We start from the raw sequence: 16,985 nt of genomic DNA, 5'->3' as shown, positions 1-16,985 counted from the left end.
GCCTCGCCGTACGTTCGTACTGTCTTCGTCGCTGCGCCTTGCGCTGGAGGTTTTATCAGGCGCTCCCAGGCGCTAAGCACCGGCGGCGTTGCAGCGCCTCGCCGTACGTTCGTACTGTCTTCGTCGCTGCGCCTTGCGCTGGAGGTTTTATCAGGCGCTCCAGGCGCGGCGGTGCAAGCGATATAATGGCCGATTCGGAAATTCAGATTGGGCAGCAATTGAAACGGATCGCAATCGGCCTGCAGTATGACGGCACCGCCTGGCACGGCTACCAGAAACAGGAAAGCGGCCACACGGTGCAGGACCAGCTCGAACGGGCCCTGGAGAAATTCGCCAGGGTGCCGCTGGCGACCACCTGCGCGGGCCGCACCGATACCGGCGTCCATGCGCTCGAGCAGGTGGTGCATTTCGATACCGACCTGTCGCGCGACCCCAATGCCTGGCTGCGCGGCGTTAACGCGTTTTTGCCGCCGTCGATCGCGGTGCGCTGGGTCAAGGAACTGCCGGGCGATCCGGGCGTCAACGATTTCTTCCACGCCCGCTTCAGCGCGCGCGCCCGCACTTATCATTACGTGCTGTATAACAATCCCACCCGCTCGCCGCTGCTCGAAGGGCGCGCCGGCTTTTATTTCCGTCCGCTCGACGTGGAACTGATGCAGCAGGCCGTGCCGCCGCTGCTGGGCTGGCACGACTTCACGGCATTTCGCGCGGCCCAGTGCCAGGCCAAGTCGCCCGTCAAGCTGATGCACGACATCCGCATCCAGCGTCACGGTGAGCTGGTGGTGTTTACCATTACCGCCAACGCCTTCCTGCACCACATGGTGCGCAACCTCGTCGGTTCGCTCGTATACATCGGCTCCAAGCGCCAGCGGCCCGAGTGGCTTGGCGAGTTGCTGGAGTCGAAAGACCGCCATGCCGCCGCGCCCACCTTCATGCCCGATGGCCTGTACCTGGCCAAAATCGATTACGACCCCAAGTGGGAACTGCCGCTCGAGACCACCTCGCCGCTGCCCTGGTTCTAAAGGAAACGCCATGCACCGTACCCGTATCAAAATTTGCGGGCTGACCCGCGTGGAAGACGTGCAGGCAGCAGTAGTGGCCGGCGCCGACGCCATCGGTTTCGTGTTCTATCCGAACAGCCCGCGCTACGTCACCCCCGAACAGGCTGCCGCGCTGATCGCGGCCGTGCCGCCGTTTGTCACCTGCACCGGCCTGTTCGTCAATGCCACGCCGGAGCAGGTCGCGGCCGTGGTCAAGGTGGCGCCGGTGTCGCTGGTGCAACTGCATGGCGACGAGACAATAGCGCAGTCGGCCGCCATTGCCGCAGCCTGCGGGCGACAGTTCCTGCGCGTATTCCGGGTGAAACCTGACACCGCGCCCGCTGATTTGCTAGAATACGAACAGTTATGCCGTGCCGCCAGCCCCTTGTTCACCAGCCTGTTGCTGGATACATATGTGGATGCTTATGGTGGCGCAGGAAAGGGTTTTGATTGGTCTCTCGTTCCAAAAGAGCTCGCGCCTCGGGTCGTTTTGAGTGGTGGCTTGAGCGTACACAACGCCACTGATGCGGTGGTGAGCGTACGCCCCTACGCGGTCGATATCAGCAGCGGTGTCGAAGCAGCGAAGGGGATCAAGGACGCCCGCAAGATTGCCGATTTTATTGCGGCGGTGCGGGCCGGAGATGACCAGCTCGACAGAGCAACCCTGAAAGAACACCCCCATGAAAGCCTTGCCTGAGACTGGCGCAGCAGCGCCCCTGTTCCACGCCACCGATTACGACTTCCCCAACGCCACCGGCCACTTCGGCCCGTACGGCGGTTCGTTCGTGGCCGAAACCCTGACCTATGCGCTGGCCGAACTGAACACCGCCTACGAGCGCTACAGCCAAGACCAGGAATTCCTCGAAGAATTCCGTTACGAGCTCAAGCATTTTGTCGGCCGTCCCTCGCCGATCTACCACGCCAAGCGCTGGTCCGAGATCGCCGGCGGCGCGCAAATCTATTTCAAGCGCGAAGACCTCAACCACACCGGCGCCCACAAGATCAACAACGTGATTGGCCAGGCGCTGCTGGCGCGCCGCATGGGCAAAAAGCGCATCATTGCCGAGACCGGCGCCGGCCAGCATGGCGTGGCCACGGCCACCATTTGCGCCCGTTTCGGCCTCGAATGCGTGGTGTACATGGGCAGCGAAGACGTCAAGCGCCAGGCGCAGAACGTTTATCGCATGAAGCTGCTCGGTGCGACCGTGGTGCCGGTGGAGTCCGGTTCGAAAACCCTCAAGGACGCGCTCAACGAAGCAATGCGCGACTGGGTCACCAACATTGAAAACACGTTTTACATCATCGGCACCGTGGCCGGTCCGCACCCGTACCCGATGCTGGTGCGCGACTTCCAGTCGGTGATCGGCGAGGAATGCCTGGTGCAGATGCCGGAAATGACGGGCCGCCAGCCGGACGTGGTGACCGCCTGCATCGGCGGCGGTTCGAATGCCATGGGCATTTTCTACCCGTATATCGACCAGAAACAGGTGCGCCTGATCGGCGTGGAAGCGGCGGGCGAGGGCCTCGACGGCAACAAGCACGCGGCCTCGCTGACCAAGGGCTATCCGGGCGTGCTGCACGGTAATCGCACCTATCTGCTGCAGGACGAGAACGGCCAGATCATCGAGACCCACTCGGTCTCTGCCGGCCTTGACTACCCTGGCGTCGGGCCCGAGCATGCTTACCTGAAAGATATCGGCCGTGCCGAGTATGTCTCGATCACGGACGACGAGGCCTTGCAGGCGTTCCACGATTGCTGCCATATCGAAGGCATCATTCCGGCACTCGAATCGTCGCATGCGCTGGCGTACGCGGTGAAACTGGCCGCCACGCTGCCCAAGGACAAGATCATCCTGGCCAACCTGTCGGGCCGGGGCGACAAGGATATGCATACGGTGGCGGAACGCATGGGGCTCAATTTCAGCTGATCCGCCCCGCACCCGCAAGCGCGGGGGCTGACCCCGCATGGGGCCGACTCCAGTTTGCCGTGCGGGTTAGAACGTCCCGTTACCGTTATCGTCGAAAGAACAATTCATGTCCCGCATCGCTACTACTTTTGCCGCGCTGAAAGCGCAAAACAAGACCGCCTTGGTCACCTTTATTACCGCCGGCGACCCCGGCCCCGCGCTCACGGTCCCGCTGATGCACGCGCTGGTGGCCGGCGGCGCCGACATCATCGAACTGGGCGTACCGTTCTCCGACCCGATGGCCGAAGGCCCGGTGATCCAGCGCGCCTGCGAGCGCGCGCTGGCGCATGGCGTCGGCATCCGCGACGTCTTTAACTACGTGGCCGAGTTCCGCAAGACCAACCAGGCCACGCCGGTGGTGCTGATGGGCTACGCCAATCCGATCGAACGGATCGGTCCGCAGGCCTTTATCGCCAGTTCGCAAGCGGTGGGCGCCGACGGCGCCATCGTGGTCGATTATCCGCCGGAAGAGTGCGAAGACTTCGCCGCCGCCATGCGCGCCGCCGAACTCGACCTGATATTCCTGCTGGCGCCCACCTCGACCGAGGAACGCATCCGGCAGGTGGCGCGTGTTGGCGGCGGCTTCAGCTATTACGTCTCGCTCAAGGGCGTGACCGGCGCCGGTAATATCGATACCGTGGAAGTGGCACAGCGCCTGGCCGCGATTCGTGAACACGTCTCGCTGCCGATTGGCGTGGGCTTCGGCATCCGCGACGGCGCCACCGCCCGCGCCGTGGCCGAAGTGGCCGACGCCGTGGTGATCGGCAGCCGCATCATCCAGGAAATCGAACAGCACGGCGCCGAGGGGGCCGTGGCAGCGGTGCAGACCTTCGTGGCTGGCATTAGGACTGCGCTGGACGCCTGATTCTTTTCGATTCGCCGGGAACTCCAGCCTTGAACAGTAGTCAAACACTGACTATGTTAATAGGCGGGGTGCTGCCATGCGTTTTGAGTGGGATGCCATCAAAGCAACGGCGAACCTGCGCAAACACGGTGTAAGCTTCGAAGAAGCCAGCACGGTGTTTAACGATATGAGTGCGAGGGAGGCATTTGATGACCTGCACTCCGATGATGAAGATCGATTCCACCTTTTAGGCATCAGTGAGCATGATCGGCTATTGGTGGTGTCTTATTGCTACCGAAAAAGCTCCGTTGTGCGCATCATTTCGGCTCGAAAGGCGCAGTCGCGCGAGAAGATTCGTTACTTGGACAGGTGAAAAAATGACCAAGCAGGTAGATTTTTCCCATGCTATCCCCAATCCACACTTCGAAAAGCTCAGCAGAGAGGTGACCTTCCGGCTGGATTTTCGTTCGATCGAGTATTTCTGCAAGCTCGGTGAACCCTACGGTCTGGATGCCGAAGAAATGATGTGTCGGTATCTTCGCCATCTGGCAGGATCGGGCTACAGCGCCGACTTGGGATTGCTCACGCTGGAGGAACGCAAGCGGCTTAAAGAATCGTTGGCAGAGGATACTAATACGCGGGCTGACGCATAGTGGCTTTCCTCTAAAGCAGCTTTAAAGCAATGACTCAAAGTAAAAATTAATGTATTGCAATGTTCGACAGGGTCGCCAGAAACGGCTACACTTCGGCCACGAGTAAGCTGCAAGGAGAAATTATGAGTTGGTTAGAGAAACTGCTGCCCCCGCGTATCCAGCGCACCGACGTTGCCGCGCGCAAAACCATGCCCGAAGGGCTGTGGGTCAAATGCCCGTCGTGCGAATCGGTTTTATACCGCACCGACCTGGAGTCGAACCTGCACGTTTGCCCCAAGTGCGACCACCACATGCGCATTCGCGCCCGCGAGCGGCTCGACAGCCTGCTCGACGCCGGTGGCCGTTACGAAATCGGCATGGACACGCTGCCGGTCGATACCCTGAAGTTCAAGGACAGCAAAAAATATCCTGACCGCCTCAAGCAGGCCATGGAAGCCACCGGCGAAACCGACGCCATGATCGTCATGGGCGGCGCCATCCTCAGCATGCCGGTAGTCGTGGCGTGCTTCGAGTTCGACTTCATGGGCGGTTCCATGGGTTCCGTGGTGGGCGAGCGCTTCGTGCGCGGCGCGCAAGCGGCGCTGGAACAGAAAGTGCCGTTCATCTGCATCACCGCCACTGGCGGCGCCCGTATGCAGGAAGGCCTGCTGTCGCTGATGCAAATGGCCAAGACCACCTCGATGCTGACCAAGCTGTCCGAGAAAAAACTGCCGTTCATCAGCGTGCTGACCGACCCGACCATGGGCGGCGTGTCCGCCTCGTTCGCCTTCATGGGTGACGTGGTAATGGCCGAGCCGAAAGCGCTGATCGGCTTTGCCGGTCCGCGCGTGATCGAGAACACCGTGCGCGAGAAACTGCCGGAAGGCTTCCAGCGCTCCGAGTTCCTGGTCACCAAGGGTGCGATCGACATGATCGTCGACCGCCGCAAGATGCGCGAAGAAATCGCCCGCTTGCTGGCTCTCCTGCAGAACCAACCAGCAGAAGTAATAGCCTAAGGCTGGTTAAAAACGCCCATGGCGTCGTTGCAGCGCCTTGCCGTGCTAACGCACTGTCTTCGCCACTGCGCCTAGCCCTGGACGTTTTGAACCAGCCTCGCAAATCAAGCAGGTTTCAACGCTACGGCGCGCAATCGGATATGATCCTGCGCGCCGTTTCTTATTTCTGAGCCCCACATGTCCAATCTCCCCACCACCTTGCCTGCCTGGCTTGCGCTGCTCGAATCGCGCCATGCCGAAACCGTCATCAACATGGGCCTCGACCGCGTGCTTGCGGTCAAGCAGCGCCTGCAACTGGCCTTTACTTGCCCGGTGATCATGGTGGCCGGCACCAACGGCAAGGGTTCCACCTGCGCCATGCTCGAATCGGTCTTGCTGCGCGCCGGCTACAAGGTGGGCCTGTACATCAAGCCGCATTTCCTCGACTTCAATGAGCGCGCCCGCGTCAATGGCGAACTGGCCACTGATGAGGCGCTGGTCGAAGCGTTCAACGCGGTCGAGGCTGCACGCGGCGACACCACGCTCACGTACTTCGAATTCACCACCCTGGCCATCATGCGTCTGCTGGCCGGCGCGGGCATGGACGTGGTGATCCTGGAAGTGGGCCTCGGTGGCCGCCTCGATGCGGTCAACATCGTCGATGCCGATGTGTCGATAGTCACCAGCGTCGATATCGACCACACCGACTACCTGGGCGACACGCGCGAGGCGATCGGCTTCGAAAAGGCCGGCATATTCCGCGCCGGCAAGGTAGCGATCTGCTCCGATCCGGTGCCGCCGCAAACCCTGATCGACCATGCCGAGGCAATCGGCGCCGACCTGTGGCTGATGGGCCGCGACTTCAATTATTCGGGCGACAAGCAGCAGTGGAACTACGGCGGCCGCTCGCAGCGCCGCAATTCGCTGGCGTACCCGAGCCTGCGCGGCGCCAACCAGATTCTCAACGCCTGCGCCGCGCTGGCCGCGCTCGAGGCACTGCGCATCGAATTGCCGGTGGGCGCGCAGGAAGTGCGCACCGGCCTGGTGACGGTGGAACTGCCGGGCCGCTTCCAGGTGCTGCCGGGCCGTCCGACCGTGATCCTCGACGTCGCCCATAATCCGCACGCGGCCTCGGCGCTGAACCAGAACCTCGGCAACATGGGCTTTCACCCGTACACGTTCGCCGTATTCGGCTCCATGCAGGACAAGGATATCGATGGCGTGATCGCTGCCATGTCCGAGCATGTCGATCACTGGTGCCTGGCCACCTTGCCATCGCCGCGCTCGGCCACGGCGTCGGAACTGGCGGCCAAGGTGCAGCTGGTGCAGGAAGACAAGGCCGAACGGACCATCAATATCTTCGACGATCCGGCAGCAGCGTACGCAAATGCGGTCAGCCGGGCCGGGGAGAATGATAGAATTGTGGTCTTTGGATCTTTCCTCACCGTTGCCGGCGTCATGGCAGCGCGAAAATCCTCATTCCATTGAACACACAGGACTGAAATCACGCATGGGCTTGTTCTCGAAATTCGGCAAAAACAAGCAAGAATCCGCCCAGGACAGCGGTTATTACACCAGTGCCGATGACCAGGCCGCGCTCGAGCGTGCCCGTTCCAAGCGCGCTTCGTCCACCGATGGTCCGCGCCGCCGCTCGCGCGACCGCGAAGCGGACGATCCGGTCTTGCCTGAAAAGAAACGCGCGCGCCGCCGCCTGGTCGGCGCCATCGCCCTGGCGCTGGCCGTGGCGGTCGGTTTGCCGATGCTGCTCGACTCCGAGCCCAAGCCGCTGGCGTCCGACATCGATATCAAAATTCCCTCGAAAGAACGCTCGGCCGGCGCCCCGGCCGTTGGCGGCGAGCGTCGCGCCGCCACCATTCCCGACAGCGATACGCTCGACAACAGCGAAGAAATTGTCGAGGACGCCAAGCCTGCTGCGGCGGTAGCGGCCAAGCCGGCCGCCAAGCCCGAGACCGGCCTGTCGCCGCAAGCCCAGGCGCATTCCGACGAACTGGACCGCTCGGTGGCTGCCAGCGAAGCGCGCGCCAAGGCCGAGGCCGACGCCCGCAACAAGCAGGAAGCCGACCGCCGCGCCGAGCAGGAACGCAGGCGCGAAGCCGAGCGCAAGCTGGCCGACGCCAAGGCGGGAGCCAAGGCCGAAGCCGACGCCAGGACCAAGGCCCGCGAGGAAGCCAAAGCCAAGGCGGACGCCCGCGCCGAAGCCGACCGCAAGCTGGCCGAGTCGCGCGCTGCCGACATCAAAGCCGCTGAAGCCAAAGCCGCCGCCAAGCCCGCTGCCGAGAGCAAACAGGCGCAGGATGCGCGCGCCCTGGCCATCCTGGAAGGCAAAACCGCCAAGCCCCCTGGTGCGTCCAACGTTGCAGCCGAATCCGGCCAGAAATTCGTACTGCAAGTGGCCGCGCTGAGCGACCAGGCCAAGGTCAGCGAACTGCGCGAGCGCCTCAAGCAGGCCGGCATCAATTCGTACACGCAAAAAGCGCCGTCGGGCGAGGTCACGCGCGTGCGCGTGGGGCCGTTCGGCAGCAAGGAAGAGGCGGAAAAAGTCCGCGCCAAGCTGCAAAGCATGGGCCTGGCTGGCCGCCTGGAAACCGTCTGACCTGGCTGCACCGTCCGGGACGTTTGTCGTGACCATCTTCGACTACCTGGTGATCTTCGTGCTGGCCGCATCGGTCGTGATCAGCATGGTGCGCGGACTGGTCAAGGAAGTGCTGTCGCTGGTGGGCTGGATTGTGGCATTCGTGGTGGCCAACGCCTACGCGGCGCAACTGGCGGTCATGCTGCCCGAAGTTGTGCCCGGGGAAGTACTGCGGCTGATCCTGGCGTTCATCGCCCTGTTCATCGGCGCGCGGATCCTGATGGGTTTGCTATCGATGGTGCTGGGCGCCCTGCTTGACGCCGGCGGCTTGAGCCTGTTCGACCGCCTGCTTGGCGCAGTGTTCGGCCTGGGCCGCGGCCTTGTAATCGTGCTGGCCGCCGTCATCTTGGGTGGGATGACGGCATTGCCGCAAGAAGAACTCTGGAAGAATGCGCTGCTCAGCCCGTACTGTGAGCTGGGAGCGCGCGTGGTCAAGGACTACCTTCCCGCTGCAATGGCGCAGCATGTGAATTTTTGAAGTTTGAATTTGTGAATTGAATCAACGTTTTTAAATCTGCAAGTCCAGTCCAGGAGCATCAACATGTGTGGCATCGTCGGCGTCGTCTCCCATCAACCTGTCAACCAACTGCTGTATGACGCACTGCTGCTGTTGCAGCATCGCGGCCAGGACGCGGCAGGTATCGCTACCAATCATAGCAGCATGTTCGCCATGCACAAGGCCAACGGCCTGGTGCGCGACGTGTTCCGTACCCGTAATATGCGTACGCTGCAGGGCAACTCGGGCATCGGCCACTGCCGTTACCCGACCGCCGGTTCGTCGAGCGAGGAAGAGGCGCAGCCGTTCTACGTGAACGCACCGTTCGGCATCACCCTGGCCCACAACGGCAACCTGACCAACTGGGAACAGCTCAAGGAAGAGATGTTCAAGAACGACCGCCGCCACATCAACACCGATTCCGATTCGGAAGTGTTGCTCAACGTGCTGGCACACGAAATCCAGAAGGCCACGGTCGATATCTCGATCGATGCCGAAACCATTTTCCAGGCGGTTACCGTGCTGATGCGCCGCGTGCGCGGCGGCTATGCTGCCGTGGCGCAAATCGCTGGCGTCGGTTTGCTGGCCTTCCGCGATCCGTACGGCATCCGTCCGCTGTGCCTGGGCATCAATGAAACCGAGCAGGGCAACGAATACCTGATCGCCTCCGAATCGGTGGCGCTCGAAGGCATGGGCTTCCGCTTCGTGCGTGACATCGCGCCCGGCGAAACCGTCTTCATCGACAACGACAAGCAGCTGCACACGCGCCAGTGCGCCGACAATCCGTCGCTCAATCCGTGCGTGTTCGAATTCGTGTATCTGGCCCGTCCTGACTCCGTCATCGACGGCGCCTCGGTGTACAACACCCGCCTGAAAATGGGCGAGTACCTGGCCAAGAAAATCGTGCGCGAAGGCCTGGCCGACGATATTGACGTCGTCATGCCGATTCCCGATTCGTCGCGTCCGGCAGCAATCCAGCTGGCGCTGGCACTGGGCAAGGAGTACCGCGAAGGTTTCATTAAAAACCGCTACATCGGCCGTACCTTCATCATGCCGGGCCAGGCGGCACGCAAGAAATCCGTGCGTCAGAAGCTCAATGCAATCCCTGACGAGTTCAAGGACAAGGTCGTGCTGCTGGTCGATGATTCCATCGTGCGCGGCACCACCAGCCGCGAGATCGTGCAGATGGCACGCGACTCCGGCGCCAAGAAAGTGATCTTCGCGTCGGCCGCGCCACCGGTGATCTACCCGAACGTGTACGGCATCGACATGCCTACCCGCGACGAGCTGATCGCCCACGGTCGCACGGTGGAAGAAGTGTGTCGCGAGATCACCGCCGACGCCCTGGTGTACCAGGACATCGATGCGCTCAAGCAAGCCATTTCCGACGTCAACCCGGCACTGACCAGCTTTGAAGCGTCGTGCTTCGACGGCGTGTACATCACCGGCGACGTCAGCCGCGAGTACCTGGACAAGCTCGAAAACGAGCGCAACAACCCGACCAAGGCCGCCAAGCCGGAAGACGCGGGCCGTTCGCAGCTGAACCTGAACCTGGCTGCCGCCGAGGGCTGATCGTCCATGACAGACAAGAAAAACTACGGTTTCACCACCACCATCCTGCACAACGACCGCCAGAAGGGCATCGAGCACGGTTCGCTGCACAAGCCGATCCATACGTCGGTCGCGTTCGGCTATGCCGATGCGCGCCAGCTGGCCTCGGTATTCCAGGGCAAGGAGCCGGGCTTCCGGTACGGTCGCCAGGGTAACCCGACCATCGCCGCGCTGGAAGACAAGGTGAACAAGATGGAGCAGGGCGTGGGCACGATCTGCTTTGCTACCGGCATGGGCGCGATCGGCGCCGTGTTCCAGGCGCTGTTGCGCACCGGCGACCACGTGGTGTCGTCGTCGTTCTTGTTCGGTAACACCAACAGCCTGTGGCAAACCACCATGGCGCAGGGCGTGGGCGTGTCGTTTGTCGATGCCACCGATGTTGCCAATGTCGAGGCGGCGATCACCGACAACACCCGCGTGGTATTTGTCGAAACCATCGCCAACCCGCGCACGCAAGTAGCGGACCTCAAGCGCATTGGCGAACTGTGCCAGGCACGCGGCATCCTGTACGTGGTCGATAACACCATGACCACGCCTTATTTGTTCCGACCGAAATCGGTCGGTGCCGGCCTGGTGGTCAATGCGCTGACCAAGTCGATCGGCGGCCACGGCAATGCGCTCGGCGGCAGCCTGACCGACACCGGCGCGTACGACTGGACCCGGTTCCCCAACATCTACGAGAACTATAAAAAGGCGCAGCCGGTGCAATGGGGCCTGGCGCAAATCCGCGCCAAGGCGCTGCGCGACTTCGGCTCGTCCCTGGCGCCCGAGGCGGCGCACCACATTGCCGTCGGCGCCGAAACCCTGGCGCTGCGCATGGAACGCACCAGCAGCAACGCGCTGGCGCTGGCCACATTGCTGGAATCGGACGAGCGGGTGGCGGCGGTGTACTACCCGGGCCTGGCATCGCATCCCCAGCATGGCATCAGCTCCGAGCTGTTCCGTAAGCACGGTTCGCTGCTGAGCTTTGAGCTGAAGGATGGCATCGATTGCTTTGACTTCCTCAATCGCCTCAAGCTGGCAATCCCGGCGTCGAACCTTGGCGACACGCGCACCCTGATCATCCCGGTGGCGCACACGATCTTCTTTGAAATGGGCGCCGAACGGCGTGCATCGATGGGGATTGCGGAGTCGCTGATACGGGTGTCGGTCGGCATCGAGGATGAGGACGACCTGCTGGAAGACTTCAGCTGCGCGCTGAAAGGTTGTTAAAACAATGGACCGCCGCGGCGGTCCATATTTTTTAGTGCCAGGTGCGCATCAGGCCTACTGCCAGGCCTTCGAGCGCAAACTCGTCCGCCTCGGGATCGACCTTGATGATCTTGAACTCCGGGTTTTCCGGCAGCAGTTCCACCAGCGACCCCGTCTTGCGATAGCGCTTGACCGTTACTTCGTTGCCGATGCGCGCCACCACGATCTGGCCATTCTTGGCGCTGTCGATTTTTTTCACGGCCAGCAAATCGCCATCCATGATGCCGGCGTCGCGCATCGATTCGCCGCGCACCTTGAGCAGGTAGTCGGGCTTGGCCGAAAACATGGCCGGATCGACGTTGTAGCTCGCTTCCAGGTTTTCCTGCGCCAGAATCGGCGAACCGGCAGCCACGCGGCCGATCAGTGGCAGCGACATCATTAGCGCGGCAGGCATCTTGGACGTCGAAGGTTCGGCATGGACACCGAGCAGGCGGATGCCGCGCGAGGTGCCGGCGGCGATTTCGATCGCGCCCTTGCGTGCCAGCGCCTGCAAATGTTCCTCGGCGGCGTTGGCCGACTTGAAGCCCAGTTCGTTGGCAATCTCGGCGCGCGTGGGCGGGAAGCCGGTGTTCTCGATGGCATCCTTGATCAGATTGAGAATTTGTTCCTGGCGTGCGGTGAGCTTGATCATGGGCGTGGTCAGTAAAAAAATGGGCTGTGTATATAGACAGTCTGTATTTTTGTACAGTATGACCGCCAATGCAAGGGAATTTCTTGCTTTGAGCGAAATAATGTGAAAAAAGTTGTTGCACAGGGGAGTGTGCCACGCTCCCCTATGAGAAATCAGCGCGTTGCCCCTTGCGGCTGGATCACGAATCGCACGCCGATGTCACGTTTGGCGCCCGGTTTGAGGGTAAACCCGCTGGTGACCCAACTGGCGTACTGTTCGCCCTGCAGTTGCCCGCCCGGCATGGCTTGCCAGCTGTCAAGCGGGGTGCGGCCGTCCGGTTGCAGCCGCAGCGCCGGCGGCTGGCCGTTCGCGCGCGCCACTTCCACCGAGCCCGGCGCGCCCGGGCGCGGCTTGACGGTGCTGCTGCTGGCCTGCCGTTCCTTGGCCGAGGCGCCGAAGCCTTGTTGCTCGAACACCATCGGCATGCTGGCGGACACCACCTGCACCGGTTGCCGATCCCGGTTGATCAGGGTAAAGCGCAGCACCAGCGTGCCGCGCTCGTTAAGCCAGCGTCGTTCCACTGCCAGCGGCACGCTGGCGCCCATCTCGGCGCCCATGCTGGCGCTGATGTCGGCAGCGGCCAGCGCCCGGCCTGCGGGCAGTATGTGGATCGGCCGGCGCGCCTCGAACGAGGTGTAGGTACGCTCGGCGCCATTGCCGGTGCGGACGGTCAGGGCCAGGTCGCCCAGGTGGCGGTAGCCATTGCCCTGGCGCGCGTCTTCGCGCGGGCCGGGCACGAAATCGAAACTGGGGTCGAGCACGGGCGTGAGGCGCGCCAGGGTCTGGGTGTCGGTGCGCAGCGCGAACAGCAGGGCAGGGGTGCTGTAGGCCCGGGTCTTGATGGGCGCCTCTTCGTGCGGTGCGGCAGCCAGACCGGGCGGAGAGAACAGCAGGGCGGGCAGCGCCGCAAGTGCAATCAGATACTTCATGATCATGTTTCCAGAACAAGAAAATCGCACTGTAGCACCGGCAACACCGGGCTGGCGTTCCGCTGAAAAAGCTGCTATAGTCGCGGGCTTACCTCTTCCCACACCTGTCTTGACGCCAGGGTGGGCTATATTCACAAGTCCTTAAGGGAGTTTTCATGCGTCACTACGAAATCGTATTTATCGTCCACCCGGACCAGAGCGAGCAAGTGCCCGCGATGATCGAACGTTACAAAACCACTGTAACGACCCGCGGTGGCTCCGTGCACCGTGTTGAAGATTGGGGCCGTCGTCAGATGGCTTACTCGATCCAGAAACTGGCCAAAGCACACTACATCTGCCTGAACATCGAATGCGACAACGAGACCCTGGTCGAGCTGGAAACCGCATTCAAATTCAATGATGCCGTGCTGCGTCACCTGACCGTCAAGCTGAAGAAAGCGGAAACCGCTCCTTCGCCAATGATGAAGTCGGTACAACGTGAAGATGCTGCCAAATCGCATCGCACCGAAGCCCCAGCAGCTGCTCCAGCTCCTGCCGCAGCCTAATTGTTTCAAGGAACCGAGCTGAACCAGCTCCAGTTCACTGCCCTCATTGCCGAGCGTGACGCCTTGCGTTACACCCCGGCAGGCATGCCGATCATCAATGCTGTACTCCAGCATCGGTCGCAGCAAATGGAGGCGGGAATCGCCCGGTTGAGCGAGTTTGAAATTTCTGCGGTTGCCGCAGGCGAGATTTCAGGCAAGTTCAACGCGGCGCCGCTGGGCGGGGTGTACCAGTTCACCGGTTTCCTGAACAAGAAGACGCGCAATAGCAAAAGCCTGGTGTTTCACATCATTGATTTTAGTGCTGTCACGGACAGCTCAATTTAAATACAGGAGCCTCACATGGCATTCGGTAAAAAGTTCGACAAAAACAAGCTCAAGCTTAAAGAAAAGCGTAAGCAACAAAACCCACTGTTCAAGCGCAAGAAGTTCTGCCGCTTCACCGCCGCTGGCGTTGAGCAAGTGGACTACAAAGACGTAGACACCCTGAAAGACTTCGTCCAGGAAAATGGCAAGATCATGCCAGCACGTCTGACCGGCACCAAGGCGCACTACCAGCGTCAAGTGGACACCGCGATCAAGCGCGCCCGTTATCTGGCCCTGCTGCCATACACCGATCTGCACCACGCTTAATTGCGTAGTTTAGACAAGCATCTGGAGAAGAACTATGCAAATCATTCTGTTGGAAAAAGTCGTTAACCTGGGCAACCTGGGTGAAGTCGTTAAAGTCAAAGACGGTTACGCACGTAACTTCCTGATCCCGCAAAAGATGGCTCGCCGCGCTACCGCTGCTGCCGTTGCGGAATTCGAAGTCAAACGCGCTGAACTGGAAAAAGCTGCTGCCGCCAAGCTGGCTGCTGCAGAAGCTCAAGGCGAGAAACTGAACGGCATGACCGTGACCGTTTCGCAAAAAGCTGGTGTTGACGGCCGTCTGTTCGGCTCGGTCACCAACTTCGACATCGCTGAAGCGCTGACCAAGGTTGGTTTCGCTGTCGAGAAATCGGCTGTGCGCCTGCCAACCGGTCCTCTGAAGACCACCGGCGAGTTCCCAGTGAGCGTTGCTCTGCACACCGACGTGATCGCTGAAGTGACCGTTGCTGTTGTGGGCGAAGCTGCCTAAGACTTGATCGGGTTTCGGCCTGTCAAGTAAGCAATACCATGAAAAAAAGCCGGGCTCGCCCGGCTTTTTTTCGCCCCGTTTTTTTTGTTGCACTGCCTAAGCAGGTATAATTCGCGCCATGAACGCCCCCTCCGATACGCAAGTCGATTCGCTCCGCGTCCCGCCGCATTCCATCGAAGCAGAACAGTCCGTCATTGGCGGCCTGCTGCGCGATAACGCCGCGTTCGACCGTATCGCCGACATGATGAACCCGGACGATTTCTACCGTTACGATCATCGCATCATCTTCGAACAGATCGTCAAGATGATCAACGCGTCCAAGCCGGCCGACGTGATCACCGTGTTCGAAACGCTGACGCAACTGGGCAAGGCCGACGACGTCGGCGGCCTGATGTACCTGAACGCCATGGCGCAAAACACGCCATCGGCAGCGAACATCCGCCGCTATGCCGAGATCGTGCGCGATCGCTCGATCCTGCGCCAGCTGATCACCGTGGCCGACGAAATCTCGGGCCAGGCGTTCAGCCCCCAAGGCAAGGAAGTCAAGCAGATGCTCGACGAGGCCGAATCGAAGATTTTCGCCATTGCCGAGCAGGGTGCCCGTGGCGCCGCCGGCTGGCTCGCGGTGCAGCCGCTGCTCACGCAAGTGGTCGAGCGCATCGACGAGCTGTATTCGCGCGACAACCAGTCCGAGATTACCGGTGTGCCCACCGGCTTTATCGACCTCGACCGTATGACGTCGGGCCTGCAGGGCGGCGACCTGGTGATCGTGGCCGGCCGTCCATCGATGGGTAAAACCGCGTTCTCGGTCAACATCGGCGAGAACGTCGCGATTGAAGCCGGCTTGCCGGTGGCAATCTTCTCGATGGAGATGGGCGGCGCCCAGCTGGCCATGCGTATGCTCGGTTCGGTCGGCCAGCTCGACCAGCACCGCCTGCGTACCGGCCGCCTCAACGACGAAGACTGGCCGCGCCTGACGCACGCGATCCAGAAGATGAACGACGCCCAGTTGTTCATCGACGAAACCCCGGCGCTGAACCCGATCGAGATGCGCGCCCGCGCGCGCCGCCTGGCGCGCCAGTGCGGCAAGCTCGGCCTGATCATCGTCGACTACCTGCAACTGATGCAGGGTTCCAAGCAGGGCGACAACCGTACCGCTGAAATTTCCGAGATCTCGCGCTCGCTCAAGGGCCTGGCCAAGGAACTCGGCTGCCCGGTGATCGCGCTGTCGCAGCTGAACCGCTCGCTGGAACAACGCCCCAACAAACGCCCCATCATGTCCGACTTGCGCGAATCGGGCGCTATCGAGCAGGATGCGGACGTGATCATTTTCCTGTACCGCGACGAGGTCTACAACCCCGACTCGCCGGATAAAGGAACGGCCGAAATCATTATCGGTAAGCAGCGTAACGGGCCGATCGGCTCGGTACGGCTTACCTGGATCGGCCAATATACCAAGTTTGGCAATTACGTCGGTAACCTGGCGCTCTACCAGGGCGATTAAGCCCGGGAAGACCCAGAGCGACGCTTCTTTACGCCGACCCGTACCCCGGGCCGGCAATCTGTAGTAATGACGAATCATTGATCGGAGAAAGACATGTTTGGACGCTTGATGCCCACCGAGGGCAAATTTTTTGACCTGTTTAACCAACACGCCGACCTGTGCGTCAAGGGTGCAAAAGAAATGCTGGGCCTGATGTCCAACTTCGACGACCTGGAAAATCGCGTGCACGCGATCGAAAGCATCGAAAAGCAGGCCGACAAGATTACTTACCAGACTGTGGATCTGCTGCACAAAACCTTCATCACCCCGATCGACCGCGACGACATCCACAAGCTGATCACCCGCCAGGACGACATCCTCGACCTGCTGGAAGATGCTGCCCAGACCGTCTCGCTGTACGACCTGCACTCGGTCACCCCGGAAGCCCAGCGCCTGGCCGAACTGGTCCTGGCCTGCACCGAGAAAGTCCAGGCCGCCGTGGCCCTGCTGCATAATATGGACAATTCGCGCGAGATCGTCGCCATCTGCGAAGAAATCGACCGCCTGGAATCGGACGCCGACCACGTGATGCGCGCTGCCATGTCCAAGCTGTTCCGCGACGAACCCGATGTGCGCAACCTGATCAAGATGAAAGCCATCTACGAGATCCTGGAAACGGTGACCGACCGTTGCGAAGATGTGGCCAACATCATCGAAGGCATCATCGTCGAAAACGCGTAAGCTCAACAGAA

General features: G+C 61.3%; 20 protein-coding genes. 18 read left to right on the top strand and 2 right to left on the bottom strand.

What is annotated here, in order from left to right; translation table 11 throughout:
- Positions 1–218: 218 nt before the first annotated feature.
- From truA to ASF04_RS09215, 12 genes are all read left to right on the top strand, one after another.
- Positions 219–1,022, top strand: a complete 804-nt coding sequence (gene truA / locus ASF04_RS09270) for a tRNA pseudouridine(38-40) synthase TruA (RefSeq protein ID WP_056141887.1) — start codon at positions 219–221, stop codon at positions 1,020–1,022.
- A gap of 10 nt (positions 1,023–1,032) precedes the next feature.
- Positions 1,033–1,737 carry a phosphoribosylanthranilate isomerase gene (locus tag ASF04_RS09265; RefSeq protein WP_056140364.1) on the top strand — a complete coding sequence of 235 codons (705 nt, stop codon included), beginning with the start codon at positions 1,033–1,035 and terminating at the stop codon, positions 1,735–1,737.
- Positions 1,721–2,968: a tryptophan synthase subunit beta gene (gene trpB / locus ASF04_RS09260; protein ID WP_056140361.1), complete on the top strand. Its 1,248-nt coding sequence runs from the start codon at positions 1,721–1,723 to the stop codon at positions 2,966–2,968. Before ASF04_RS09265 ends, trpB begins: the two co-directional genes overlap by 17 nt.
- Positions 2,969–3,074: 106 nt before the next feature.
- Entirely contained in the window at positions 3,075–3,872 is a 798-nt protein-coding gene (gene trpA / locus ASF04_RS09255) for a tryptophan synthase subunit alpha (protein WP_056140359.1), read from the top strand.
- Between the two features lie 76 nt (positions 3,873–3,948).
- A complete protein-coding gene (locus ASF04_RS09250) occupies positions 3,949–4,224 on the top strand; it encodes a BrnT family toxin (RefSeq protein ID WP_056140356.1) in 276 nt (91 codons plus the stop codon).
- A 4-nt stretch (positions 4,225–4,228) separates the two neighbouring features.
- Positions 4,229–4,504, top strand: coding sequence for a hypothetical protein (locus tag ASF04_RS09245; RefSeq protein WP_056140352.1), 276 nt, complete (start codon positions 4,229–4,231; stop codon positions 4,502–4,504).
- A 122-nt stretch (positions 4,505–4,626) separates the two neighbouring features.
- Positions 4,627–5,499: an acetyl-CoA carboxylase, carboxyltransferase subunit beta gene (gene accD / locus ASF04_RS09240; protein WP_056140349.1), complete on the top strand. Its 873-nt coding sequence runs from the start codon at positions 4,627–4,629 to the stop codon at positions 5,497–5,499.
- Between the two features lie 177 nt (positions 5,500–5,676).
- Positions 5,677–6,966 (top strand): bifunctional tetrahydrofolate synthase/dihydrofolate synthase, encoded by a 1,290-nt coding sequence (gene folC, locus ASF04_RS09235; protein ID WP_056140347.1) that lies wholly within the window; start codon positions 5,677–5,679, stop codon positions 6,964–6,966.
- A 22-nt stretch (positions 6,967–6,988) separates the two neighbouring features.
- On the top strand, positions 6,989–8,092 hold the full coding sequence (locus tag ASF04_RS09230; protein ID WP_056140344.1) for an SPOR domain-containing protein: 1,104 nt from the start codon (positions 6,989–6,991) through the stop codon (positions 8,090–8,092).
- A 28-nt stretch (positions 8,093–8,120) separates the two neighbouring features.
- On the top strand, positions 8,121–8,609 hold the full coding sequence (locus ASF04_RS09225; RefSeq protein WP_056140341.1) for a CvpA family protein: 489 nt from the start codon (positions 8,121–8,123) through the stop codon (positions 8,607–8,609).
- A gap of 63 nt (positions 8,610–8,672) precedes the next feature.
- Complete coding sequence (purF, locus tag ASF04_RS09220) at positions 8,673–10,199, top strand: amidophosphoribosyltransferase (protein WP_056140338.1); 1,527 nt, start codon at positions 8,673–8,675, stop codon at positions 10,197–10,199.
- Positions 10,200–10,205: 6 nt separating this feature from the next.
- Entirely contained in the window at positions 10,206–11,450 is a 1,245-nt protein-coding gene (locus ASF04_RS09215) for a cystathionine gamma-synthase family protein (protein WP_056140335.1), read from the top strand.
- A 31-nt stretch (positions 11,451–11,481) separates the two neighbouring features.
- Here the strand turns inward: ASF04_RS09215 and lexA are convergent, their stop codons facing one another.
- Positions 11,482–12,120, bottom strand: coding sequence for a transcriptional repressor LexA (gene lexA, locus ASF04_RS09210; RefSeq protein ID WP_056140332.1), 639 nt, complete (start codon positions 12,118–12,120; stop codon positions 11,482–11,484).
- Between the two features lie 152 nt (positions 12,121–12,272).
- Positions 12,273–13,088, bottom strand: a complete 816-nt coding sequence (locus ASF04_RS09205) for a DUF5695 domain-containing protein (protein ID WP_156368594.1) — start codon at positions 13,086–13,088, stop codon at positions 12,273–12,275.
- Positions 13,089–13,243: 155 nt separating this feature from the next.
- On the opposite strand from ASF04_RS09205, the gene rpsF reads away from it, so the two are divergent.
- From rpsF to ASF04_RS09175, 6 genes are all read left to right on the top strand, one after another.
- Positions 13,244–13,633, top strand: coding sequence for a 30S ribosomal protein S6 (gene rpsF, locus ASF04_RS09200; protein WP_019922641.1), 390 nt, complete (start codon positions 13,244–13,246; stop codon positions 13,631–13,633).
- Between the two features lie 18 nt (positions 13,634–13,651).
- Positions 13,652–13,957: a primosomal replication protein N gene (priB, locus tag ASF04_RS09195; protein WP_056141885.1), complete on the top strand. Its 306-nt coding sequence runs from the start codon at positions 13,652–13,654 to the stop codon at positions 13,955–13,957.
- Between the two features lie 15 nt (positions 13,958–13,972).
- Positions 13,973–14,263, top strand: a complete 291-nt coding sequence (rpsR, locus tag ASF04_RS09190; protein WP_019922639.1) for a 30S ribosomal protein S18 — start codon at positions 13,973–13,975, stop codon at positions 14,261–14,263.
- Positions 14,264–14,297: 34 nt separating this feature from the next.
- Positions 14,298–14,750, top strand: a complete 453-nt coding sequence (rplI, locus tag ASF04_RS09185) for a 50S ribosomal protein L9 (protein WP_056140326.1) — start codon at positions 14,298–14,300, stop codon at positions 14,748–14,750.
- Positions 14,751–14,868: 118 nt separating this feature from the next.
- Complete coding sequence (locus ASF04_RS09180) at positions 14,869–16,254, top strand: replicative DNA helicase (RefSeq protein WP_056140323.1); 1,386 nt, start codon at positions 14,869–14,871, stop codon at positions 16,252–16,254.
- Between the two features lie 93 nt (positions 16,255–16,347).
- The gene (locus ASF04_RS09175; protein WP_019922636.1) at positions 16,348–16,974 is read left to right on the top strand and encodes a DUF47 domain-containing protein; all 627 of its coding nucleotides are present in this window, start codon (positions 16,348–16,350) and stop codon (positions 16,972–16,974) included.
- The last annotated feature ends 11 nt before the right edge of the window (positions 16,975–16,985 follow it).

Origin of the sequence: Duganella sp. Leaf61 (assembly GCF_001421905.1) — a bacterium.
GTDB lineage: Bacteria > Pseudomonadota > Gammaproteobacteria > Burkholderiales > Burkholderiaceae_D > Rugamonas > Rugamonas zoogloeoides.
The sequence above is the reverse complement of the archived record's forward strand: the minus strand, read 5'-3'. Positions and strand labels throughout refer to the sequence as shown.